This window comes from Acinetobacter sp. TUM15064 (assembly GCF_008980265.1).
Classification (GTDB): Bacteria; Pseudomonadota; Gammaproteobacteria; order Pseudomonadales; family Moraxellaceae; genus Acinetobacter.
Genome location: NZ_BKFU01000010.1, coordinates 1 through 22,373, shown reverse-complemented (window position 1 = coordinate 22,373; position 22,373 = coordinate 1). Strand labels below are relative to the sequence as shown.

Annotated in this window: 23 protein-coding genes; 10 read left to right on the top strand and 13 right to left on the bottom strand. The window is 40.8% G+C overall.

Going from position 1 to position 22,373, the window contains the following annotated elements:
• Nucleotides 1-36 precede the first annotated feature (36 nt).
• The 3 genes from GBI16_RS05005 (at nucleotide 37) to GBI16_RS04995 (ending at nucleotide 3,975) form a co-directional block, all read left to right on the top strand.
• A complete protein-coding gene (locus GBI16_RS05005) occupies nucleotides 37-1,518 on the top strand; it encodes an AbiH family protein (protein WP_151706640.1) in 1,482 nt (493 codons plus the stop codon).
• Between the two features lie 87 nt (nucleotides 1,519-1,605).
• Nucleotides 1,606-2,496 (top strand): pirin family protein, encoded by an 891-nt coding sequence (locus tag GBI16_RS05000; protein WP_151706639.1) that lies wholly within the window; start codon nucleotides 1,606-1,608, stop codon nucleotides 2,494-2,496.
• Nucleotides 2,497-2,745: 249 nt separating this feature from the next.
• Complete coding sequence (locus tag GBI16_RS04995) at nucleotides 2,746-3,975, top strand: MFS transporter (RefSeq protein ID WP_151706638.1); 1,230 nt, start codon at nucleotides 2,746-2,748, stop codon at nucleotides 3,973-3,975.
• Between the two features lie 124 nt (nucleotides 3,976-4,099).
• Here the strand turns inward: GBI16_RS04995 and GBI16_RS04990 are convergent, their stop codons facing one another.
• From GBI16_RS04990 to GBI16_RS04970, 5 genes are all read right to left on the bottom strand, one after another.
• Nucleotides 4,100-4,399 carry a DUF3817 domain-containing protein gene (locus GBI16_RS04990; RefSeq protein WP_151706637.1) on the bottom strand — a complete coding sequence of 100 codons (300 nt, stop codon included), beginning with the start codon at nucleotides 4,397-4,399 and terminating at the stop codon, nucleotides 4,100-4,102.
• A gap of 143 nt (nucleotides 4,400-4,542) precedes the next feature.
• Nucleotides 4,543-6,693: a YccS family putative transporter gene (gene yccS / locus GBI16_RS04985; RefSeq protein WP_151706636.1), complete on the bottom strand. Its 2,151-nt coding sequence runs from the start codon at nucleotides 6,691-6,693 to the stop codon at nucleotides 4,543-4,545.
• A gap of 217 nt (nucleotides 6,694-6,910) precedes the next feature.
• Complete coding sequence (gene sodC, locus GBI16_RS04980) at nucleotides 6,911-7,462, bottom strand: superoxide dismutase family protein (RefSeq protein WP_086209006.1); 552 nt, start codon at nucleotides 7,460-7,462, stop codon at nucleotides 6,911-6,913.
• A 144-nt stretch (nucleotides 7,463-7,606) separates the two neighbouring features.
• On the bottom strand, nucleotides 7,607-8,728 hold the full coding sequence (locus GBI16_RS04975; protein ID WP_162900251.1) for an AI-2E family transporter: 1,122 nt from the start codon (nucleotides 8,726-8,728) through the stop codon (nucleotides 7,607-7,609).
• Between the two features lie 137 nt (nucleotides 8,729-8,865).
• Nucleotides 8,866-9,510 (bottom strand): ParA family protein, encoded by a 645-nt coding sequence (locus tag GBI16_RS04970; protein ID WP_086209004.1) that lies wholly within the window; start codon nucleotides 9,508-9,510, stop codon nucleotides 8,866-8,868.
• Between the two features lie 123 nt (nucleotides 9,511-9,633).
• On the opposite strand from GBI16_RS04970, the gene GBI16_RS04965 reads away from it, so the two are divergent.
• Nucleotides 9,634-10,107, top strand: a complete 474-nt coding sequence (locus GBI16_RS04965) for a Holliday junction resolvase-like protein (RefSeq protein ID WP_086209003.1) — start codon at nucleotides 9,634-9,636, stop codon at nucleotides 10,105-10,107.
• Between the two features lie 73 nt (nucleotides 10,108-10,180).
• Here GBI16_RS04965 and GBI16_RS04960 read toward each other — a convergent pair whose 3' ends face one another.
• Nucleotides 10,181-10,807, bottom strand: coding sequence for a class I SAM-dependent methyltransferase (locus GBI16_RS04960; protein WP_086209002.1), 627 nt, complete (start codon nucleotides 10,805-10,807; stop codon nucleotides 10,181-10,183).
• Nucleotides 10,808-10,981: 174 nt separating this feature from the next.
• Here GBI16_RS04960 and GBI16_RS04955 point away from each other — a divergent pair, with 174 nt between their 5' ends.
• A complete protein-coding gene (locus GBI16_RS04955; RefSeq protein ID WP_086209001.1) occupies nucleotides 10,982-11,542 on the top strand; it encodes a hypothetical protein in 561 nt (186 codons plus the stop codon).
• Nucleotides 11,543-11,730: 188 nt separating this feature from the next.
• Here the strand turns inward: GBI16_RS04955 and GBI16_RS04950 are convergent, their stop codons facing one another.
• Nucleotides 11,731-12,063, bottom strand: a complete 333-nt coding sequence (locus GBI16_RS04950; protein ID WP_086209000.1) for a HopJ type III effector protein — start codon at nucleotides 12,061-12,063, stop codon at nucleotides 11,731-11,733.
• A 221-nt stretch (nucleotides 12,064-12,284) separates the two neighbouring features.
• Here GBI16_RS04950 and crcB point away from each other — a divergent pair, with 221 nt between their 5' ends.
• Nucleotides 12,285-12,662: a fluoride efflux transporter CrcB gene (crcB, locus tag GBI16_RS04945; RefSeq protein WP_086208999.1), complete on the top strand. Its 378-nt coding sequence runs from the start codon at nucleotides 12,285-12,287 to the stop codon at nucleotides 12,660-12,662.
• Nucleotides 12,663-12,779: 117 nt separating this feature from the next.
• Here the strand turns inward: crcB and GBI16_RS04940 are convergent, their stop codons facing one another.
• Together GBI16_RS04940 and GBI16_RS04935 are read right to left on the bottom strand one after the other, a co-directional pair.
• Nucleotides 12,780-13,034 (bottom strand): type B 50S ribosomal protein L31, encoded by a 255-nt coding sequence (locus tag GBI16_RS04940; protein ID WP_086208998.1) that lies wholly within the window; start codon nucleotides 13,032-13,034, stop codon nucleotides 12,780-12,782.
• 133 nt (nucleotides 13,035-13,167) lie between these two features.
• A complete protein-coding gene (locus GBI16_RS04935) occupies nucleotides 13,168-14,466 on the bottom strand; it encodes an AarF/ABC1/UbiB kinase family protein (protein ID WP_086208997.1) in 1,299 nt (432 codons plus the stop codon).
• 193 nt (nucleotides 14,467-14,659) lie between these two features.
• On the opposite strand from GBI16_RS04935, the gene GBI16_RS04930 reads away from it, so the two are divergent.
• On the top strand, nucleotides 14,660-14,869 hold the full coding sequence (locus GBI16_RS04930) for a DUF1737 domain-containing protein (RefSeq protein ID WP_086208996.1): 210 nt from the start codon (nucleotides 14,660-14,662) through the stop codon (nucleotides 14,867-14,869).
• A gap of 45 nt (nucleotides 14,870-14,914) precedes the next feature.
• Here the strand turns inward: GBI16_RS04930 and GBI16_RS04925 are convergent, their stop codons facing one another.
• Both GBI16_RS04925 and GBI16_RS04920 read right to left on the bottom strand, forming a co-directional pair.
• The gene (locus tag GBI16_RS04925) at nucleotides 14,915-16,216 is read right to left on the bottom strand and encodes an MATE family efflux transporter (protein ID WP_086209188.1); all 1,302 of its coding nucleotides are present in this window, start codon (nucleotides 16,214-16,216) and stop codon (nucleotides 14,915-14,917) included.
• A 101-nt stretch (nucleotides 16,217-16,317) separates the two neighbouring features.
• Complete coding sequence (locus tag GBI16_RS04920; RefSeq protein ID WP_086208995.1) at nucleotides 16,318-16,779, bottom strand: DMT family transporter; 462 nt, start codon at nucleotides 16,777-16,779, stop codon at nucleotides 16,318-16,320.
• Nucleotides 16,780-16,903: 124 nt separating this feature from the next.
• Between GBI16_RS04920 and hemW the strand changes: the two genes are divergently transcribed.
• Nucleotides 16,904-18,058: a radical SAM family heme chaperone HemW gene (gene hemW, locus GBI16_RS04915; protein WP_086208994.1), complete on the top strand. Its 1,155-nt coding sequence runs from the start codon at nucleotides 16,904-16,906 to the stop codon at nucleotides 18,056-18,058.
• 107 nt (nucleotides 18,059-18,165) lie between these two features.
• Here the strand turns inward: hemW and GBI16_RS04910 are convergent, their stop codons facing one another.
• Entirely contained in the window at nucleotides 18,166-18,921 is a 756-nt protein-coding gene (locus GBI16_RS04910) for an SDR family oxidoreductase (RefSeq protein WP_086208993.1), read from the bottom strand.
• A gap of 110 nt (nucleotides 18,922-19,031) precedes the next feature.
• On the opposite strand from GBI16_RS04910, the gene GBI16_RS04905 reads away from it, so the two are divergent.
• Complete coding sequence (locus GBI16_RS04905; protein ID WP_086208992.1) at nucleotides 19,032-19,922, top strand: LysR family transcriptional regulator; 891 nt, start codon at nucleotides 19,032-19,034, stop codon at nucleotides 19,920-19,922.
• Between the two features lie 60 nt (nucleotides 19,923-19,982).
• Here the strand turns inward: GBI16_RS04905 and GBI16_RS04900 are convergent, their stop codons facing one another.
• Nucleotides 19,983-20,615 (bottom strand): LysE family translocator, encoded by a 633-nt coding sequence (locus GBI16_RS04900; protein WP_151706657.1) that lies wholly within the window; start codon nucleotides 20,613-20,615, stop codon nucleotides 19,983-19,985.
• A gap of 501 nt (nucleotides 20,616-21,116) precedes the next feature.
• Between GBI16_RS04900 and hchA the strand changes: the two genes are divergently transcribed.
• The gene (gene hchA / locus GBI16_RS04895) at nucleotides 21,117-21,986 is read left to right on the top strand and encodes a glyoxalase III HchA (protein ID WP_086208991.1); all 870 of its coding nucleotides are present in this window, start codon (nucleotides 21,117-21,119) and stop codon (nucleotides 21,984-21,986) included.
• The last annotated feature ends 387 nt before the right edge of the window (nucleotides 21,987-22,373 follow it).

Below are 22,373 nucleotides of genomic sequence, written 5' to 3'. Positions count from 1 at the left end.
TTGATGCGCTTTTTTGCTTTTTGGGGTTTTATAAAAATGAATATTTTGATTGTTGGGAACGGTTTTGATTTGTCGCATTATTTGCCGACGAAGTACGATCATTTTATGGATGTAATGGGAGTAATTGCAGAAAAGGATACAGGTGGCCTGCCCAAAAATTTAGCAGAAAAGAGTATTGATGAATGGCTTAATTTATTAGAAAAAACTTTTCAGAAACGTGAGGGTATAGCATCGCCACCACACGATATGACATTTGATGAGTTGTTCTATAAAACACGCGATTCAAAGTTTATAGAAAAGACAAAAGAGTTTTATTTAACTGAAAGTGTTGAAATTTGTGCAAAAGATGTTTTAGAACTTCAATACCGTTTAGAGTTAAATTGTTGGTATCAATATTTTAAAAATCATGTTGAGGAAATAAAAACTTGGATTGATTTTGAGCAAAAGATTGAGGATGTCCTTAAGGTATTTGGAAGGAAAGTTGTTGAAATAGAAACTTTAGATTCAAAAGAGACAATAATTAATTATTTTAATGGAACCAACGATTCGATGGCTTGTATCAGCACAATTGAACTAAAGGCTCTTAATTTTTTTGAATTAACAGTTAAAGAAAATATGTGCAGAGTTTTATCAAGAACACGAGATGGTAAACCATTTCAAACTAGTACTGGGTCCTTTATAAGTCTTAATAAGAGGTTTTGTATTGGAGATGATTTACAAAATGGTTTTAATCCTAGTAAATTTTTAGATTTTTTAAATAAACAATTAGAAGACTTTATAAAGATATTTAATTTTTATTTGGAGTTGGTTGTTAAGAAACTTGAACATAGGACTACGTTTGAGATTTTAGTAAAATCTAATTCCTTTTTTGAGAAAAATGAAAATGATTGGATTAAGCCAGATTTAATTTATTCATTTAATTATACTAATACCTACCAAAGGATTTATGGCTCTATAGGAGTAGAATATTTACATGGTTTTCATGGTGAAAATCAAAATATCGTTTTAGGGGTGGCTGATTTAAAAAGTGATTCTTTAAAAATGATAAAAGCGTATGGATTTACTAAATACCACCAAAAGCTTTTTAAAGATACGGATTATTTATTCTTAGATGTTTTTAAGGAGAAAGTTAAGATTCATAAAAGAAAGATTGAATATTTTGAGAAAGATTTTGGAGACAACGACCCAACAGCAAAGAAGTTTGAACGACAAAAAATAATGGAAGTTGAAGGTAAACTTAATTTGAATATCAGTATTTGGGGACATTCCCTAGATGTTTCTGATCAAGATTACATTCTCGATTTATTTAGTTTAAATGACGATATAGATCGAAATGTTCGTGTTACAGTCTATTACTTTGATAAAACTGCAAAATTTTCATTACTCAATAATTTGTTGGCTATCTTGAGTAAAGACAAAGTTGAGCAATGGATGAAAAATAAATGGCTTTGCTTTAAGCCTAATCCAGAAATTAAATTTCTCGCTCAAGAGAGCTCAGATGTAGATCAAGCATCCTAATTTTAAAACACTGCAACCCAACTAGCCTATCGAACAAGGCTGTTTGCTAGGCTATGATCAAATTATTCAAATGATAAGCAGAATAAAATGAAAACCCTTGCCTTTATTCACTCAGAAAGTACACGTACGGCTGTAGGCGACTTTGCCCCAGTCATCTCCGTGTTTTCACACTATGAACTAGGGAACTCGGTTTCACCTTTTCTATTGCTGGATCATATAGGCCCGAGTTATTTACAGCCGACCCAGTTAAAAAAAGGCGTGAGTGAACATCCGCATCGTGGATTTGAAACGGTGACCATCGTTTATCAAGGTGAGCTTACCCATCAGGACTCTACAGGCGGTGGCGGTGTGATTGGCGCAGGGGATGTACAGTGGATGACAGCAGGGGCTGGAGTACTGCACGAAGAAATATTTAGTGAGGCATTTTCTAAAACAGGCGGGGCATTTGAAATGATCCAACTGTGGGTCAATTTGCCTGCAAAAGACAAAATAAATCCTGCACGTTATCAGCACTTGAGTCGTACCATGATTCCAGAACTGGAATTCGTGCAAGCTCAAGGAAAGGTCAGGGTGATTGCAGGGACGTATGAAAACCAGACAGGACCTGCTCAAACACATAGCCCTATGACCGTGTTGGATGTGCAACTCACAGCAGGGATGAAAACGGTTTTACCCGCATTGGAAGGCGAAACGACACTACTGTATATCCGTAGTGGTCGCATTCAGCTTTATAGTGGCGAAACTGTTGAAGCACAGCAGATGGCGGTCATGTCTAATCATGGCGAGCACCTTGAAATACAAGCGGTACAAGACAGCGCTTTTTTATTACTCAGTGGGCAACCTTTAAATGAACCGATTTATGGACGTGGCTATTTTGTCATGAACACTTTCGCCGAAGTTTTACAAGCGTATGAGGACTTAAAACAAGGGCATTTTATCGCACCTCGTATAAAATCCAATGTGACAGATGAAACTTAAAAAAGTAACAATACAAACAGATGCAACACTGCTAAAATAGCTTAAATGAGCTTTGTTGGTGTCACCGCTCAGTCTATTTTAATAACACCTTTTCTAAAAACGCTTTGTGAATACAGCGTAAAACCAGTGTGCATTTCTCGCACCCATTACATTTTTTATTCAATTTTACAGTGCTTGCCATTGGGCTTAGTCGTCTCTCCCTCCAACGGACTTCGCTCAGGCTTGTACGCATTTTATATGTAGATAACAATGCAAAACGTACAAACTTTAAAGTTAAGCCGTGCCACATTGATGTTTCCTTTGGCATTGGTTTTATTCGAATTTTCGGTCTATATCGGTAATGATTTAGTCCAACCTGCCATGCTCGCCATTACCCAAGATTTTGGGGTCAGTAGTGCATGGGCACCATCGTCCATGTCTTTTTATTTATTGGGAGGTGCCTGTGTCGCATGGCTGCTTGGGCCACTTTCAGACCGTTTAGGCCGCAAAAAAGTGCTGCTCTCGGGTGTGGCATTTTTTGTGCTGACCTGCCTTGCAATTTTACTCACTCAAAATATTGAGTCTTTTTTGGCACTCCGCTTTTTACAAGGTGTGGGGCTGTCGATGATTTCTGCGGTGGGTTATGCCGCAGTACAGGAAAGTTTTGAAGAGCGTGATGCTATTAAGGTCATGGCTCTTATGGCGAATATTTCTTTGCTAGCACCGTTACTTGGTCCTGTGGTCGGGGCATTTATGATTGACCATGTGTCATGGCATTGGGGTTTTATTGGCATCGCCTTTTTGGCTTTTTTAAGTTGGTTTGGTTTAAAAGCCAAAATGCCTGCGACACAGCACAGTATTCCTAAAAAGCCACTACGTTATATATGGGATGATTATAAAACGGTCTATAAAAATAAGACTTTTTTGGCGCTCACCTTTGGTTTGCCTATGGTGGCCATGCCATTGATGTTGTGGATTGCACTGTCACCCGTAATCTTGGTCGAGGAACTTGGCCTGAGCAGTATGCAATACGGCTTGGCGCAGTTCCCTGTCTTGGGTGGTCTCATTCTAGGTAATATTGTGCTGATTAAAGTCATCGACAAAATGGCACTGGGTAAAACTGTGTTACTCGGTTTGCCCTTGATGTTCATCGGTACGCTGTTGGTGGTGCTCGGCACGATTTTCCAAAGCTATTTCTTACCGTTACTGATTGTGGGGATGACTTTGGTGAGCTTTGGTGAAGGTATTAGTTTTTCAGTGTTATACCGCTTTGCGTTGATGTCATCTGAAGTATCTAAAGGGACAGTTGCCGCAGCCGTTTCGGTCCTGATGATGTTTACGTTTTTCTTCCTGATTGAACTGGTGCGTATGGCGTATGTGGAATTTGGTCTTTGGGCTTATAGTTTGGTCTGCCTCAGTTTAATTACCCTGTGGTTTAGTTTTCCACGTGCGACCGTGAAGAAGGTGATACAAAGCCGTCTTGAGAGCGGTGTCTACTAAGATTTTATTCGCTGAATTTAGCGAAGTTCTCATCAAAAAAGCGCCCATTCAGATGAATAGGCGCTTTTTTATTATGGCTTTAAATAATCCTTTTAAAGCCAGTATTTAAAAATGGTATTAAAACTCAGGCTTCCGCTTGCTCAGGTTCTAGTTTTTTAATTTTGGCATCAAATACAAAAGGCCCAAAGGGTAGAATGGACGCGATCAAACCTAGAATAAACATCTTCAAAGACCATTTTTGCTTTTCACATACCACAAACAGCAAGATGAGAAACAGGATAAATAATACGCCATGCCCCATACCGACATATTTGACTAGGATCGGGTTATCAAAGATGTATTTCATTGGCATCGCAATAAATAACAACAGTAAAAAAGAAATCCCTTCTAAAAATCCTACAACACGTAATGTCTGAATGTTCATGGTCAAAAATCTATGAGAATGAAGCTCGAGTGTACTCAAGAATGAAAGAAAAATGAACTATTTAAGATACATAGCCAAGCTGAGCCATTTGGGCCAAATTGAAACACTTTGAGGGCTTCGGATGACATGGATTATTTAATGACTTATTTAATATCTCGGGTGAGTAGTTCGGTTTTCAATTTGAGCAATTCTGGTAGGGTTTCCAGTAGTAGGCTGATTTGTTTGAGGACCAAGTGCAAGTGCTGACTCATTGTTTCTTGTGTGTTTAAGTATTTGATCTCTGCCAGTTTCTGTTGAATCTCTCGCTCGGGTAAGGTCTTATGCTGAAGTAGTACGTCATTCAGCGTGCTTTTACACCAGAGCATGAGTTCCAGTACTTGGTTGTCTTGTACCAGTTCACGATGGCTGCCCAAAGCAGAAATATAGCTGAGTTGACTGTGGCTATATACCAAGTAGCGAAAAGCATGGTGTATCAGTTCTGGGTTTGGATTTGGTTCAGTACTGAGACTAGAAATCATGCTTGCAAGTTCAGTTTGGGCATTGTGTGCAGCACGCCGTGCTCCGCGATAAGCCATGCTATTGTTTTTGCCCTGCTGGTACTGTTCACAAATGGCATCAAAATAGTTGAGGGTGCTATCAGAAGCTTTTTTTATGGTGTTGGAAATATTACGAAAGTCCCAATCAGGCCAGATGAAACTGACCGCGAACCACGCAATGGCGCAACCCATTAGAGTATCCATGATCCTCGGTAAAATAATGGCATAGCCTGCACCTTTTAAATTAAAAATCAGCAGTACCATGAGTGTTGCCATTAGAGTTGCCATGGCATATTTTTTAGAGCTGAGATAGAAAAAGCACACCCCAAAAATGATGGTCAGCAGTAATTGCCCTTCAATACTTGGGACGAAATACAGCAGAGGAATACCTAACATCACCCCTAAAATGGTGCCCAAGGTTCGCATTTTTAAGCGACTTTTGGTGGCGAAATAACGCATTTGGCAGACAAATAACCCTGTCAATAAAATCCAGTAGCCATGTTGGGCAAAAGGCAGAAGAGAAATGCCATAACCCACAGCAAAGACAAAGGCGATACGTACCGCATGTCGAAACAGTGCCGACTGCGGGGTGAGATGTTGGCTGAGTTTGAGCCACAGATCGTGCCAACCATGAATATCATCATCGTATAAGTTGAGGTTGTCGATGTGTTCTTGATAGCGTTGCTCTTGGCGTAATTGCAGTTCATTTAAGTGTTGAAAGCGTTCATGCACATTGTCTAAGTTATTTAAAATCAGTTGTAGATTTTTGACTTCAATATTATGTGGATTGTCTCGGACCCAGTCTTGCATGGAACTGTGTAAATTCAGCAATGCTTGATTCGTATTGGGATCTGACACATAGATTTGATTGCTGAGAATACAGCGTGCCAATGCCTGACAGGCAAGGGCCTGCAGCCGAATATTTTTTTGAATACGGAAAATAAGATCTGTACGGCTGAAGTTCTGATGTAGCTGTTCATAGTGTAAATAATTAGAGCTGGCTTGCTCATGAATGTCTTGAGCCAGAAAGTATAAATTCAGCCAATAAATCGTCTTTTGGTTGGCGCGTGAGGCCTTTAGTCGAGTGAGCAGCGAACTTTTGGTGCTATTAAAGCTTTGAATAATTGTGCTGTTTTGTAAGGATAAGTCGTAGAGTAATGCTTCAACATTGTTTTGATTATCAGGATCAAACAAACGTGCTTTGGCATTGAGTAAATCTGCAATTTGCTTAAAACAGCGTGCTAGATTGTCCTGAACGGCCAAAGTTGGTTTTAGCAGATAAAACACAATAGCGGTACAGCCATACCACAATGCGCCCAAGACAAAACAACTAGGTTGAAAGTACCAAACCGAATATTCTCCTAAGCCAAACATGCTGTATAAGGAGAGTAAAATGGTGCCAAAGCTCATCGCTGCATAGCGTTGTCCAAGTGCCCCCAGTAAGATAAAACAGGCACTAGAAAGCGATAAGTAAATGATGAATATGAATTTATAGGGATGCAGGAAATCTAAAATACTGCTGACACTAAAGAACAGCACGCAGACATAGACTAGGTTTCTGAGACGAATACTAAGTCGGTCATCGAAGTCTGTTAAGGCAGTTGCAATCGCACCTAACGTCGTCGGTACGATCAGTTGTTCTAGTCCTAAAAAGTAGAGCCCTAAGGTTGTACCACTCAGCACGATAAAAATTTGCAGGCAATACATAAAAATTGCATTGGACTGAAAAGATTGAAACCACTGGCGAAAATTATTCACGATGTCATTGTCTAGGCTTGATTTTATTTTGCTTTTAGCCTGAACGTTTTTTAGCATACTGTCAATTTAATGCGATTGAACATCACATGAAAAAGAGAGTAAAAAGCGATAAAAACACAGCAGAAAATTCATCCGCTGTGCTATGTGTATAAGTCAGAACTTATCCACAGAAACGAATATGAAGCACTTTTTTTTACATGCTAAGGATGCGATAGATTTATTGAATTACACCACAGGCGATACGATCGCCACCACCGCCGAGTGGTTTAGGACTATCTGAGTAGTTGTCGCCACCTGCATGCACCATCACCGCTAAACCTTGTATGTTTGCTAAACTCAAACGAGGTGCAAGTAAATTGACTTTCGCATTACCTGCTGAGTCGACATTCAAGATGGGTAAATCACCCAGATGACCGTTGAGCGGTGTACCGTGGTTGGGTGCTTTTTCGGGGTTAAAATGTCCGCCAGCAGCTAAAGCTGCAACTGGTTTCCCTTCTTTTTCAGCCACATCACATGAGCCTTTTTCATGGATGTGAAAACCATGTGGGCCCGGCGGAAGCTGGCTTAAATTGGTTTGAATAACTAGGCCAGCAGGGCTGTCAGTAAAACGAATGGTACCAATTTTTTGTCCCACACCTGCAGTTGAAACCGCATGAACATCGACATTTTTGACCATCGTGTTACTTTCAGTTGGGGTCGTGCTACATGCCACAGTCCCTAAACCAATCAACGCCATGAGCGCACTTAGTTTTAAAGTAGAAGACAACATATTAGATCCTTTTTCCTTAAAATTCAGAACCATTCAAACAAAGGCAAGGCTTGGGTTCAATGTTCTCCGTACAGTGTTTTTGTATCTGACATAAAAAAACGCATGCTCTCGGTGAAAGCATGCGTTTAAGTTATTTCACTAAAGTTATTTTTTTGGCGTGTCCAATGGCTCTTCAGGTGGATCATAAGCTAATGTCGCTTTCGGCATCATCAAGGGTTCATTGACCTGCTCATGCAACCATTCACGCCAAATAGCTAACAGCACGGCTAGGATCACAGGGCCAATAAATAAACCGATCATACCAAAGCTGGCTAAACCACCTAGCACACCAAACATGATGAGCAAGAATGGAATTTGAGTTGCACCTGAGATCACCAATGGGCGAATCACATTGTCCGCTGTACTCACGACACAAACACCCCAAGCCATCACACCTATAGCCTCAATGGTTTGACCTTGTGAGAACAACCACAGTGATACGGCACTATAAGCGACAGGAGGACCAAATGGAATCAACGCAAATAAGAAGGTAACAATGGTGAGTACCATTGGATTTGGAACACCTGCAACAAAGTAACTAATGCCTGCCAAGAGTGCTTGAGCAACAGCTGTAAGCCCTACACCATACAGCACGGCGCGTGTTGTTTCAGAAATGGTATCTAAATAGTGATGAATACGTGGTCCAATCACCATTTCAAGTGCCTTACTAACCTGACTTAAAATGGTTTGTCCATCACGGTAGAAAAAGAATAAAGACATGACTGCAAAGCAGAGTTTGAAAATATTTTTACTGATTTCACTGAGAACTAAACGACCATAGCTTAAGTGGCTTTGGAACCAACCTGAAACATTTTGTACGATGCTATTGGGGTCAGTATTGATTTCTTTTAAGGTCCGTGTGACTTCCTTACCGATAAAAGGTAAGTCACGGATAAATTGAGGCACATCTAAGTGACCAGAAAAGACCTGTTTTTGTAATTCGTAAAATAAGCTCCGACCTTCGTGTTGCAGCATAAAGATTGCAAAGGTCAATGGAATTCCGACCACCAATATAACCATGCTGATCATAATGGTTGCACTTAAAGTCGGACGCGGTCCACAGAGCTTCTGCACGGAGTGATATAAAGGCCATGTGATATAGGCAATAATCGCAGCCCAAAGCACAGGTACAATAAAGTATTTCAGGACTTGAAAGCTCAAATAGAACAGAATAAAAATCAGTCCAAATAACAATACTTTTTGTAAGGCTGGTGCGTATCGTTGCACGGTATTCACTGCTATATCTCTAAGGTCAAAGTCATATTAACTGAAAAAAATGCGAACGAGAATGTACCCTTGGTAAGTTCTCGTGAATTACAGAACATAAAAGCAGAGTTCATTGGCTTATCTTTATCTTCAATGCCTTAGAACCATGCACTTGGATCATCGACAATTGCATTGAGCAAAGGTTGCCATTGGCTTTGGATGGTTAAATAATTTTTTTGTGTTTTATCAAATATGCTTAAGCCTTGCATTGCCAATTGACCATACGCGGTACGCTCAGAAATCCATGCGATCGGTTGCTGTTCAATCTTTTCAAAAAAGTCTTGAATGTCTTTGGCACTGGCGCTGTTGGCTTTGACCCGATTGGCTAAAAGGAGAATTTGAACTTTACCTTTACGGATACGTTTAATCTCTTGCAAGTGTTTTAAAAAACGTCGTGTACTGTCAATATCAAAAAATGAGGGTTGCAGTGGGGTCACAATTGCATGTGCTTCACTCACCAGTTGTTCCGCATGTTCACCAGACAGTGCGCCTGGTGCATCAATAATTAAATATTCAATATTTTTAGGGACTTCACCAATTGATTTTTCATGACGCCAATCCAAACTTTCAATATGTGCTACGTGGTCAGGGCGTTGTTTTAACCACTGACGGGCAGACTTTTGATTATCAGCATCGGCCAATGCGACCTTATAACCTTTCTGTGCAAGTGCTGACGCTAAATTAATTGCGGTTATCGTTTTGCCACAGCCACCTTTTTGGTTTGCAATTAATATCGTTTTCATGACCTTAAATGATTTTATTCTGCTCATCCCTAGCATATCATTCTTTTGTGTGCTGGATATGACACATGACCAAAGTTATAAGCTTAAATCTTGCTAGCAGTAGCACAAAATTAGGAAAAAACCATGTCCATATGGATGGCAATGTTGATCGGTGCAGTAATCGGTGTGGTCTTGACCACCCTTATTTTAAGTCACAGCCGAAATGGACGCATCAAAGCAGAATATGAGCGCTACATTGCCGAATTAGAATTAGAGCATCAGCAGGCTTTGGCTCAAGCACAAAAGCGCAGTGTCAATACCAGTCGTGCAGTGTTGAAAGGCAAAATGGCAGAGCAACTGGCACCGATTATGCCGCAGTTTGAATACTTACCCAGTGATGCTAAATTTTTGGGAGATCCTGTCGACTATGTGGTGTTTGATGGTTATACCGACCTGCGTGATGGTGAGGGGAAAGCGGAAGATATTGAAATTGTGCTTATTGATATTAAAAGCGGTGGGGCAAGGCTGACCAAAGGACAAGTGGCCATTGCGCAAGCGATTCAAGCAGGGCGGGTACGTTTTGAAACGGTACGCATCGACTTTGATACGGCGGAATAAGCCAAGTAGCAACAAACATATCCATTCAATCGAACAACTTCAAATACAGCATGATATGAATATTGCGATTATCTTAATTGGGTTTTTGCGCACGAGCAAAGTACATCAGTTGTCCGAGTTTCGGGATTCCCTCAGCATAAAAGTAGTGTTGTTCTATCACATTAAATCCTGCTGTTTTTAAGGACTGTTCAATATTTCGATTGAGATGGCAGCCATCCGCTAAACGCTTTTGCACAGGCGTGAGTAAGTGTTGTAGGCGCTGAATATACAGATTATTGGTGTTTAACACATGCTCCACCACATGTAAGGTACCACCGGGTTTGAGCACGCGTAATATTTCTAGCAAAGCCTGTTCTAGCTCTGCAATACTACACAGCGTCCACGTACTGACTACATGTTCAAGGCTGTGGTCGGCAAAAGGCAACTTTTCCGCACGGGCTTGTACATGATGCACTTCAAATGCTGCTGCTTGTACCCGCTCTACAGCCAAATGATAAATTTCAGGACTGGGTTCAAGGGCATAGAGCGTATCGACATTTTGATAAAAAGGCAGATTCAGCCCTGTACCAAAACCAATTTCCAATACATCTCCCTGAATCGGTAAAAGTAGTTCACGGCGCTTGTCCATTAAACTGGGCACTTGCATGACCTGATTTAATACATGTGGAAAAATGTGTTGTTGATAATATTTATAAAGCATGAGCGAATGGATCTTTTTTTATTGTTGATTAGCCTAACTGAAAAATGCTCTAGCTAAAAGTAGACTGCATAATTCGTTCACAATGTTACTAAGTTCATAAGCTTTTTTTCAGGAAACTGGACTAAGATGAAAATTGATTCATATTTTCCTAGGTTGATGGGAATGAGGTTTGCAATGAAATCTAAATTTATCTTACTCAGTTTACTCTCAAGTTTACTGTTGCCGATTAGTGCCAGTGCCACTGTAGATTACAACATTGCTAAAGGTCTTGCACCAGCTTCAAAGGATCAATCTATTTCTGTGTTGAAACCGTTTAAAGGGGATTTTCGAATTTTGGGTTCAAAGACCTATTCGGAAGATGAGCAAGCCAAATTTTCACCGATAGACTATGCAGTGAGTTGGGGGTTATTTGCTGAGCCTGAAATTGCACGACATATTACTGTGAATCAATATGACCGTTATCTCAATTGGAAAATTGATCGTCTGCCTGTACCTGCTGAGCAAGCGATGCAGATGGTTTCGAATATGCACATCATTCCAGCTAACCCTGAAATTGCGAAACAAATTAAACATGTAAAACGTGGTGACTTGGTTCGTTTAAAAGGTGATTTGGTTGAAATCAAAGATAAAGATCTAGTCTGGACGTCTTCTTTAACCCCAACCGATACTGGCGATGGCGCTTGTGAAGTCTTTCGTGTCAGCTCAATCCAATGGATTGAACGGGTGAAGGGATAAGCGATAAATCAGGTTAAACGAGTTCTTTAGACTATGCTGTTCGACAGTATTGTAGGACAGAACAAACCATATCGTCTTGCTCCACGTGAAACCTATTTAATATATGCTTTAAATGCTTATAGATACGTAATTTTAAACTATTTTATTGATAAACCACGTTCAAATTGTTTGAACGTGGTTTTTTATCTTTATTTTGCGGTTAATGCCGTACCATCAAACGCAATACCATCCCAACCATTCAACATGAACTGACGAATATTTTGATGATCTGTTGCATCAGGTGTCGCTAAAACAGAGGCATAGTGTTCTGCAAATAAGCTTAAGGTTTGTGCTTGATCGAGACCTTGAAGCTGTGCAAACGAAAACACTTTGGCACTGCCTTGGTTTTCAGTTGCCGCATTGTGTTGTAAACCATTTTTAAACGCAGTTGGCGTATGTGTATAAGCCGCTTCAATAAAAGCCAGTACATCTGAAAATTTTGCTTCGCCCGTTGCAAGCTGAGCCAATAAGACCTGTGCCATGTGTATATGTCCGATTAAATTTATGCTCACATCATACCCAAAAAGTGTAGGTTTGTGAGTTTTGCATTTGAGAAAACTTTTGAGCTTATTTTAAGAATCGGCTCAAGCTTGAAAAGCCTTGATGTCGGTAGATTGATTCGGGTTTAATAGGTCCAGTATTGATGAACTGTGGATAACTTTGGACTTATCCATACAGCTTTTGCGAAAAATAGGGCAATTAAATGAATTGGATCTTGGTGGCTTTGGGCGGTGGAATAGGGGCCTGTTTACGCTATGGTGCAGGCTTATTGCTCTTCAAACCGAATATGAGCTTTCCATGGCCGACGTGGTGGATCAATATTATCGGTTGTTTTACTGCGGGACTATTTTTTGCGCTCAGTCAAAAATATCCAGTACTTCAACAAGAAGCACGTTTATTTTTAATGGTGGGTGTATTGGGCGGTTTTACCACTTTCTCAAGTTTTGGTCTCGAAACGTTTCAATTACTGAGACAGGGGCAAATGCTACTCGCTTTGAGTTATGCATTATCAAGTTTAGTGGTGGGTGTGATTGTACTTGGAATAGGATTCTATTTACTCGACAGCCTTTTTAAGCCTTAAATATTTTAGAGCGTCATTGTCGCAATTGAAGACATAAAAAAAGAAGCCTAAGCTGGAGGAGGTCTTAGGCTTCTTGATATCTTTACTATAACGCGTATAGCTTAAAGAAAAATGAAATTATTGTGAGCGTTTGAAACGCGCGAAACGTTTGTTGAAACTTGCAACACGACCTTCATTACTGGTTTGACGTTGCTCACCCGTATAAAACGGATGTGACGCACTTGAAATATCCAAACTGACATAAGGATACGTTTTACCTTCATGCTCACGGGTCTGGTTACTTTGTAATGTACTACCGATAATGAAAAATGCATCGGCATTGGTGTCGTGAAATAGCACTTCGCGATACTCTGGATGAATATTGGCACGCATACGGCATCTCCTTAAATCTATTATTTTTGAAATGTTATAATATAACAATATTAAAGTCAAAATAAACCCAGTGACTTTATGTAACTGGGTTTATTGGAGTTGAATTGGTTTTGTTCTCAGCTATCGTCATTATTTAAGCTGTGGGCGGTACCAACTCTTCAAACAGATCATTAAGGTTGTCGTGGACTTTGAGATGAATCAGGTTCCAGTAATGTCCAGACACCGTGCGATTGACCATCAGCGTATCGGGGGAGGGTTTAAACACATCCCAATATTTCAGCGATGGTTTGACCAGTTCAATGCCATCATGATGCGCAGAGTTCTCAGCAAAGTCATACATGGTCGTAAGGGGGCGCATCAGCACCTCTAACCATGCTTCATACAGTTCGGCAGGAAATTTTCCTTGTTCAGACATGGAGTGCAAAGCAGTCAGTTGTTGCTCCATGGCCAAGATATTACTGTCGCGCGCTGCTTGAATCAGTTGCTTAAAATGCATCACGATTTCAGTCGATAGGGTTTTGACACCGCCGTAGTCATACACGATCACGCTGCCATCTTCACGAAAGGCAAAGTTGCCTGGATGGGGGTCGCAGTGAAAGCGCTTTAAAAAGAAAATTTCACGACCAATGGCACGGAATAAACGACGTCCCAGTTCATTGCGCGTGTCTTGTGACCACGTACTGGCAGTTTCAATGCTTTCGCCGTGCTCCAAGCTTAAGGTCAAAATATGACGGCTTGAATAGTCTTTGTAGACTTGAGGAATAATAATTTTAGGGTCTAGGGCCTGATGAAAGGTTCGTGCGACCTCTAAGTTTTGCGCTTCTATTTGATAGTTCAGCTCGTTATCCAAACTGTCCTGAATTTCTTTAAAGAGTTGATCTTGTAACTTACGGTCAATTTTGAGCACACCCATTAAGCGGAGCGCTAAACGGACTTGTTTTAAGTCGCTTTCACAGGCTTCTTCTACACCCGGATATTGAACTTTAACTACGACTTGCTCGCCACTCGGTAAAGTGGCTTTATGCACTTGGCCAATGGAGGCTGCGGCAAAGGGTTGTTCTTCAAAGGCTGTAAAAATTTGATTAAGCGGTTTACCCAGTTCTTTTTCTACCTGCGCTTTGATTTCGCTAAATGGCATCGCTGGCGCTTGGCGTTGTAATTTACTAATCGCGCGTGCCACTTCAGGTGGGAAAATGTCTTTGTACTGAGATGCAATTTGCCCAACTTTCATTACAGCACCTTTCATTTCACCTAAGGTATCTGCAATTTGAACTCCAATGTCCTGAAAAAGCTGACTGCGCGCCGCATTTTTTTTATCTTCATCGGCATTGAAGTTTCTAATTGAATTGGTCACAGTCTTGGTTGCGATACTTGCCGTCATACTGGCAAGTTTCATAAAGCGACGACCGGGCGTACGAGTCGTATTTGCCATGCGATATTCCTCGGGGCATTTTTGTTACATCTCAGATTTGATCATAGGCGACAAATGCAAGACTGCCTACTTTAAATTGTTAAGCTGATGTTTCTATTTAAATAATAGTGGTCAATTGAGTGAATTGCACGCTGGATGTCGCTGCATTTAAAAATCGCGTTACACTGTGCGAAAAATTTTGAGTATGAAATAAATGAAAGTTTATCGTTATTTTACAGGCAAGGATGATGTGCAGTTTTGTGCACGTGTTACCAAAGCACTGAATGAAGGCTATAGCCTGTATGGTTCACCGACCATGACCTTTAATGGCAATGAAGTGATCGTAGGGCAGGTGGTGGTCAAAGAAGTTGAGGATGAAAGCGAAGTACCACAGGGTCTGAAAGATGCTTTGGCACAACTGTAAGAGAGAAATAGGAGAGTATTTAACCCTCCTATTCACCGCAAAGTTTTAGTGATAGTCCTGACTGAGACGTTTATTGTTGTTATAAAGTCGAAGCAAGAGTAGGGCACATGCTACGCTTAAACCAACAATCAACCCAATCCACACGCCTGCTGCACCTATGTTGGTATAACGTGCCAAATAAATGCTGACTGGAAAAGCCACAATCCAATAGGCAATCATGGTGATCCACATTGGACCTTTGGTGTCTTGCATACCACGCAAACAACCTGCAGCACTAATTTGCCAAGCGTCCATCAGTTGGTAGGCGAGTGCAAACAATAGTAAATACATCGCAACTTCTGATACTTCATGATCAGAGGTATAAATTGCCACAATTTCAGGACGGAACAGCGCAATCAGTAACATGGTCATCAGCGCCAAAACCGTACCCGTAGCGAGTCCGAGTTTTTGCACCTTTCGCATTGCGATCCAGTTTTTCTCGCCATAGTAAGTCCCAACACGAATGGTGAGGGCGATAGCAAGGGACATCGGAATCATAAATAACTGAGAGGTGACCGACATTGCAATCTGATGTGCTGCCACAATGGTTTCCCCCAGTGGACTGAGAATAATTGCAGCGGTACTAAAAATACTGACTTCAAAGAAAATAGCTAAACCAATGGGTAGACCAAGTTTTAAAATACGCTCGATCCAATAGCGATCCATCTTCTCCCAAGTACCAAATACTTGAGTTTTTTGATACGCCGAGGCTTTAAAAATATAAGTGGCCAAAGTGACAAACATGATCCACTGTAAAATTGCAGTGGCAAATCCACAGCCTGCCGAACCCAGCGCTGGAATCGGGCCGAAACCATACATAAAGACAAAGTTTAGGGGAACCAAAAGGACCAAGGCGGCTAAGCTAATCACGGTAACAGGACGTGGGTGGCCGAGCGCTTCTGAATATCCACGCAGTGCTGCATACATCGTTACCGCAGGCATACCAAAGCCAATCGCATGTAAAAATAAACTGGCTTTAGGCAGTAAGTTTGCAGGTACACCCATGAGGGGCAATAACAGTGGCATGGCTTGTAAAATTAAACCCGCAATACTGCCTAAAATAAAGGCGACCCAAAGGGATTGACGAGCAATGGTGGCGATTTTTTCAGGGGTACGTGCACCATTCGCTTCGGCCACCAATGGTGTGGTGGCAATCATGATGCCGCTAAACAGCAACATCACAGGGATCCATAAACCGACCCCGACAGCAATTGAGGCTAAATCGGTCGGAGATAAATGTCCCGCCATGATGGTATCAATCAACCCAAGACCCGCTTGAGAAAACTGCGTGATCAGGATGGGGAGCATTAACACCAATAACTTTTTTAATTCGAAACGATGGGAGGTGATTTTATTTGTAGTCGACACAAAAATTACTCATATTCATCATGTGCTTGGTCTAAATAAATTCAGCGTTGTAAAGTGAGAAGCACACCAATAAAAATTACGACGCCACCAAGCAAACGCTGCCAATTGACAGGTGTTTTTTCGGTACCCAATAGACCATAGTGGTCAAAAATCATCGAAGTCAGGATTTGTCCAAAAATAACCAAACCTGAAAACGTGAGAAAGCCTAATTGAGGCGCAGTATAGATGCTTATACTGATGGCATAAACCCCTAGGCATCCGCCGAGCCATAAGTACCACGGAATATTGGAAAAAGCATGTAACTGTGGTTTGTCGACAGGCTGAAACAAAACTAAAAGCGCTAACACACAGGTTCCAACGAAAAAGGATAACAGTGCAGCTTGCAGGGGTGAGTATAGATATTCTCGGAGTTGTGTATTCAGGGCAGTTTGAAAGGTCATAGCAATACCAATACCGAAAGCAAGCGGTAACATAAACAGCAATTGGCTCGATATTTTCATCATTTTAAACCATTCATTCTTCTTGTCTTTTTATCAGTCTAATCCAAATAGCCACAGATTTCATAAGTGTCTTGATGCAGTCATGTTAAAATGTGCAAGATTATCGCTGTGCTTTAGAGTCTCGTCCTTGACCGATTTACATCCTGCAAATATTCCGTTGTCTTTATATATCCACATGCCGTGGTGTGTGCGTAAGTGTCCTTATTGCGACTTTAACTCGCACGCAGTGCCAGATGGCAAACTGTCCCTAGATTTAGAGCAAGAATATTTACATGCTTTGGTTGAGGACTTTAAAACTCAGCTTGAGTTTGCTCAAGGGCGTCACATTCATAGTGTGTTCATTGGCGGTGGAACACCGTCCCTCATTTCAGCGCAGGGATATCAATGGTTATTTGCTCAGCTCAAAGCATTACTACCGTTTGAGACGAACTGTGAAATTACCTTAGAAGCCAATCCGGGTACAGTGGAACATGACCCTTTTGCCGATTATTTGGCAGCAGGCATTAATCGGCTTTCGATTGGGGTGCAAAGTTTTAACACGGAACATCTAAAAAAACTGGGGCGTATTCATAGCAATAGTGATGCTATTTCAGCCATTGGTTTGGCACGTGATGCAGGTTTTAAACGCATTAATGTCGACCTGATGCATGGCTTACCTGAGCAGACTTTGGAACAAGCCTTATTGGATTTAAAACTCGCTGTGGAAAATGGTGCCACGCATATTTCATGGTATCAACTGACCATTGAGCCGAATACGGTGTTTTTTAGAACCCAGCCGATTTTACCAGTGGATGATGTGCTTGAAGAGATTCAGGCGCAGGGAGAAGCTTATTTAAAAGCGCAGGGATTTATCAACTATGAAGTTTCGGCATGGCGTAAGGAATTATCTTCTGCACATAATCTGAATTACTGGCAGTTTGGCGACTATTTGGCGATTGGGGCAGGTGCACATGCCAAAGTGACCCAGCTAGATGGGGTCTATCGTTTCCAGAAAACTCGTTTACCGAAAGATTATTTGGCTAAAGTCCCTGCGGAGCATGTACAGTTTAAGCGGATTGAAGCCGACGAACTTCCATTTGAGTTTATGATGAATGCTTTGCGTTTAAATGATGGGGTTGCAGTTGAATATTATGCACAGCGTACAGGTTTGAATCTGGAGAGTTTGGCTGAAACTTTGGACTCATTACGCAGTCGAAAATTAATGGTGGATGATGCGACGCGTTTAGCGTGTACCGAGCAGGGGCATGTGTTTTTAAATTCAGTGCTGGAATCATTTCTCTGAGTTTTAGAACCATGATTGCGTGGGCAATCATGGTTCTAAATTTAAACGAAAGGGGATATCGGCTGTGCATGATGGAATCAAAACAGCTGTTCATTTTGCTTACACGATTAACGTGTTGTATACCCGCCATTGGCAAAAATAGTTTGTCCTGTAATCCACCAGCCATCTGTAACCAAGAAGCGTACCAATGGCTCTATATCTTCAATTTTGGTGAGTCCGCCCAGTGCTGAGGCAGATTGATGATATGCAACTGCTTCGGGGGCTTCCTGAGCATAGAAAAAAGGCGTATCCATTGGACCTGGTGCAACAGCAGTAACAGAAATACCACGACTTCCAAATTCCTTAGATGCTGCACGTGTATAGTGTTCTACTGGTGCTTTTAGTCCTTCATACGTTGAATAAAGACCCGTATATGCTGCGAGTAAACTCGTTACGATATTGCATATTTTCCCACCTTCATTCAGATGACGTCCTGCTGATTGAATAAAGAAATATGCAATTTTATTGTTGATGTCATTCATGTCATCAAACTCTTGTTCAGTCGTATCTAGATAGGGCTTTTTAAGGACGCGACCAACGGTATTAATTGCGATATCAATTCCACCAAACTCAGTTTTAGCTTGAACGAATAGTGCTTCAATGTTTTGAATATTTGTTAAATCAGCTTGTACCAAGATGGCGTTGACACCAAATGCTTGCACTAGATTGAATGTGTCTTCGGCATCTGCTTGTGTTGCTGTACTATTATAATGAATGACTAAATTTGCGCCGTGTTCTGCAAACTTACGTGAAATCAATCCACCTAAATTCTTAGCACCGCCAGTAATTAATACAGTTTTTCCTTTCAGGTCGTGTTGTGACATGGGCCTAGCCTCGGTTTGTATGTAGTTGTTTGAAGTGATCTTAAAAGAATTTATTTGTATGAAATAGTTGTTAAAATTGCACTGATTGTCTGAAAAAGTTGCACAATAAAATGGATAAGATTGATCGACTAAGAATTTTTTGTTTAGTGGCAGAGAAGAAGTCTTTTGCGCAGGCTGCTGTACAATTAGGTTTGCCTCGATCGAATGTAACTTATGCGATTCAATCTCTTGAAAAAGAATATGAAGTGCTATTGTTTTATAGAACCACTCGCAAAGTCTCTTTGACCAATGAAGGCATTCTGTTTTATGACGAAGCAGTCCGTCTGGTTGCACAGTTAAAAGAGCTTAATCGCTTTAAAACCCATGTAAGAAGCCAAGAGGGAACAATTAGTATTGGCATGTCGAAACGATTAGCAACACAAATCCTGATCCCTCATTTGGCAGAGTTCTATGCGCAGTTTCCAAAAGTAAAAGTGTTGGTGAACGGCAGTGATGATTTTTCTAATTTGATTGAGCAACAATTAGATTGTGTGGTGCGTGTGGGAGAGGTGCAGGATAAATATTTGCTCATGAAACCAATTTGCCAAACAAAAATTTGGACATTAGCTTCACCTGAGTATTTAGCACAGTTTGGAGAACCTAAAACCTTGGCTGAGTTGAATCAACATTTTGCCGTTGATTATCATGTTGGGAAATATTATCGGGAATGGAGTGAATTAGTCTTTCGTGATCATCGAATGAAGATGCCTTATCGTTTACTCATTGACAATACTGAAGCATATATTCAAGCCAGCCTTGCAGGTATGGGAATAATCCAAATACCTGAATTTGATGCTGTGCAATATGTAGAACAAAGTCAGTTAAAGCGTTTATTTCTAGATATTCCAAGTCTTGAATTGCCCATCAATATTTTGTTGACTGACAGGCAGTATCGGCCAAAGTATTTTCAGGACTTTGTGGATTGGTTGGATGCTTTACTCAAAAAGAAACTTCTTATCTAGCGTTTCTTTCGCATCATAAAGCTTCATTACAATACAGGCCAAATCTCTGAATCGACATGCTTATTTTCGCTCATCCATCAAAAGACGAACAGCTAAGACCGATAAAACCGTCCCCATCATCCACTTTTGAACTTGTGCCCAAATCGGCTTGCGGTTCATTAAGGCTGCTAATGAACCCGCAGAGTAGACAATCAATACATTCACAAAAACGCTGACCACAATTTGAATTAGGCCTAAAGTCATCGACTGTACAAAAACACTGCCGTGATTGGGCTGAATAAACTGAGGAAGTAAGGATAGATACATAATCGCAATTTTAGGATTTAACAGATTGGTGAGAAATCCCATCATAAAAAGTTTCATCGGACGATCGGGTTTTAAATCCACCGTTTGAAAGGCAGAAACCCTATTGGGTTTCACTGCATTCCACGCCAGCCAAAGTAAGTACAACGCACCTAATATTTTGATGGTGTCATAGGCAAAAGGCACGGCAAATAAGAAGGCAGTAATGCCGAGTGAGGCACAAGCCATATAGAAAATAAAGCCTAAAATGATACCGGCCAATGAAATTAAGCCTGCCGATTTTCCTTGAGAAATGGAGCGAGAAATCAAGTAAATCATATTTGGACCGGGCGTGAGTACCATGAGCAGCGCGACACCTGCAAAAGCAATCATCTGAGATAGGTCAATCATCATCTATACTCGCTAAAATCCGAGTTTTGAAGATATCAAACAATCATGAGTTTAGTGAACGTTATTTTTCACATATTCACATGAGTTGTTTCTTTGAGTTCCTTTCATCAAAAATGATCACTGCTTCTATGTGGAAATATGTTCATTATTTTGTACGAATTGGCTTACATCTATTCCCGCTTTTTGCGCCTATACGTCTGCATGTGATTTTTCTACTATAGAACCATAGAGAGCAGGATGCTCCAATAGAATAACAATAAAGATCAGCACAGGGACGAAGGTAAGACAGGAGTCATGCCTCAGCAATTAATACGAAAAACCCCGACAGGATACCGGGGTTTTTTATTGCTTTAATTTTATATACTTGCCATGAAAATGAATATTTACATGTTAAAAACAGAGACCTGTGTAAACTTTGCTATGCTGAATAAATGACCTGAAATACAGGGTTTGAGACTGAGAAAAATCGAAAATGAAAAAGTAATAACAAGGAGAAATAGAATGGCCCAGACACATCAAGATCGTAATCCAACCCCTGATTTAGCTGAAGACAATGCTTTTTTCCCTTCACCTTATTCACTTTCCCAGTATACCGCCAGTAAAACTGACTTTGATGGCACAGATTATCCCAATCCTTATATCGGGCATAAAAAAATCCTGATGGTTGCCAGTGATGAGCGTTATTTACTGATGAAGAACGGTAAGTTCTTCTCTACAGGGAATCATCCTGTGGAAACATTGCTACCGATGTATCATTTAGACCGTGCTGGTTTTGAAATTGATATCGCCACTTTATCGGGTAATCCTGTCAAATTGGAAATGTGGGCAATGCCACACGAAGACCCCGTTGTTCCAGCAACTTTTAAGAAGTATCTTGCTCAGTTTAAGAAGCCTTTAAAACTTGCAGAGGTATTGAAAAGCAGTTTAGGTGACGACTCGCCTTATTTGGCTATTCTTATTCCCGGTGGGCATGGGGCTTTAATTGGGCTGCCTGAAAGTGAAGACCTAAAAACTTTACTGAAGTGGGCGGTAGCCAAAGATAAATTCGTTATTTCTTTGTGTCATGGACCAGCAGGCTTATTGGCTGCTGCGGTTAAGGAAGCGCCAGAAAACTACCTTTTCAAGGGCTATAAAATGTGTGTCTTCCCGGATGCCCTTGATCAGGGAGCCAATTTAGAGATTGGTTATATGCCAGGAGAGTTACCTTGGTTGTTGGCAGAACGACTTGAGCAATTGGGTGTAGATGTCGTCAATAAAGAGATGTCAGGACAGTGTATTCAAGATCGTAAGTTAATTACGGGAGACAGTCCTTTGGCTTCTAATACTTTGGGGAAAATGGCTGCTCAGGCACTTTTAGCTGAAGTTCAGTAGATCAATAATATTCAATTAAAAAGACTGCAGTTGCAGTCTTTTTTGTACAGATCGGTTGATTCACGACCCTGTTACAAATGATCTCATCTTTTATGATCAATTTAGCCTGAGTGCATGATTTTGTCGGCCTTACAAAGAAGAAATAGTCTGTCACTTTAACCTTCTCTCTAAAAAATATCTCATTTTACGCCATTCGATAACAGCTTTAAGACCTACCTACGGAGCGTACCTAGAGACAGGTCATCATCACATCGTTTGAGTACATCAAACCATGTATGTTCACACTTTTTATCTAGTGTGGAAACCATAAGAAAGGCAAAGCATTCTATTTTATATAAAGCGTAATAATGTTTAAATTCAGCCTGAAATAGCTTTATAAATGAGTCT

Excerpts from the sequence above, each read along its gene's own strand:
- GBI16_RS04900 (WP_151706657.1), bottom strand. The coding sequence starts at position 20,615 with ATGATTGACCTATCTCAGATGATTGCTTTTGCAGGTGTCGCGCTGCTC.
- GBI16_RS04965 (WP_086209003.1), top strand. The coding sequence starts at position 9,634 with ATGTCCATATGGATGGCAATGTTGATCGGTGCAGTAATCGGTGTGGTC.
- GBI16_RS05000 (WP_151706639.1), top strand. The coding sequence starts at position 1,606 with ATGAAAACCCTTGCCTTTATTCACTCAGAAAGTACACGTACGGCTGTA.
- GBI16_RS04995 (WP_151706638.1), top strand. The coding sequence starts at position 2,746 with ATGCAAAACGTACAAACTTTAAAGTTAAGCCGTGCCACATTGATGTTT.
- GBI16_RS04950 (WP_086209000.1), bottom strand. The coding sequence starts at position 12,063 with ATGGCACAGGTCTTATTGGCTCAGCTTGCAACGGGCGAAGCAAAATTT.
- GBI16_RS04910 (WP_086208993.1), bottom strand. The coding sequence starts at position 18,921 with ATGTCACAACACGACCTGAAAGGAAAAACTGTATTAATTACTGGCGGT.
- GBI16_RS04930 (WP_086208996.1), top strand. The coding sequence starts at position 14,660 with ATGAAAGTTTATCGTTATTTTACAGGCAAGGATGATGTGCAGTTTTGT.
- crcB (WP_086208999.1), top strand. The coding sequence starts at position 12,285 with ATGAATTGGATCTTGGTGGCTTTGGGCGGTGGAATAGGGGCCTGTTTA.
- GBI16_RS05005 (WP_151706640.1), top strand. The coding sequence starts at position 37 with ATGAATATTTTGATTGTTGGGAACGGTTTTGATTTGTCGCATTATTTG.
- GBI16_RS04905 (WP_086208992.1), top strand. The coding sequence starts at position 19,032 with ATGGATAAGATTGATCGACTAAGAATTTTTTGTTTAGTGGCAGAGAAG.
- GBI16_RS04920 (WP_086208995.1), bottom strand. The coding sequence starts at position 16,779 with ATGATGAAAATATCGAGCCAATTGCTGTTTATGTTACCGCTTGCTTTC.
- hchA (WP_086208991.1), top strand. The coding sequence starts at position 21,117 with ATGGCCCAGACACATCAAGATCGTAATCCAACCCCTGATTTAGCTGAA.
- GBI16_RS04940 (WP_086208998.1), bottom strand. The coding sequence starts at position 13,034 with ATGCGTGCCAATATTCATCCAGAGTATCGCGAAGTGCTATTTCACGAC.
- GBI16_RS04955 (WP_086209001.1), top strand. The coding sequence starts at position 10,982 with ATGAAATCTAAATTTATCTTACTCAGTTTACTCTCAAGTTTACTGTTG.
- sodC (WP_086209006.1), bottom strand. The coding sequence starts at position 7,462 with ATGTTGTCTTCTACTTTAAAACTAAGTGCGCTCATGGCGTTGATTGGT.
- GBI16_RS04960 (WP_086209002.1), bottom strand. The coding sequence starts at position 10,807 with ATGCTTTATAAATATTATCAACAACACATTTTTCCACATGTATTAAAT.
- GBI16_RS04970 (WP_086209004.1), bottom strand. The coding sequence starts at position 9,510 with ATGAAAACGATATTAATTGCAAACCAAAAAGGTGGCTGTGGCAAAACG.
- GBI16_RS04990 (WP_151706637.1), bottom strand. The coding sequence starts at position 4,399 with ATGAACATTCAGACATTACGTGTTGTAGGATTTTTAGAAGGGATTTCT.
- GBI16_RS04925 (WP_086209188.1), bottom strand. The coding sequence starts at position 16,216 with ATGCTCCCCATCCTGATCACGCAGTTTTCTCAAGCGGGTCTTGGGTTG.
- GBI16_RS04935 (WP_086208997.1), bottom strand. The coding sequence starts at position 14,466 with ATGGCAAATACGACTCGTACGCCCGGTCGTCGCTTTATGAAACTTGCC.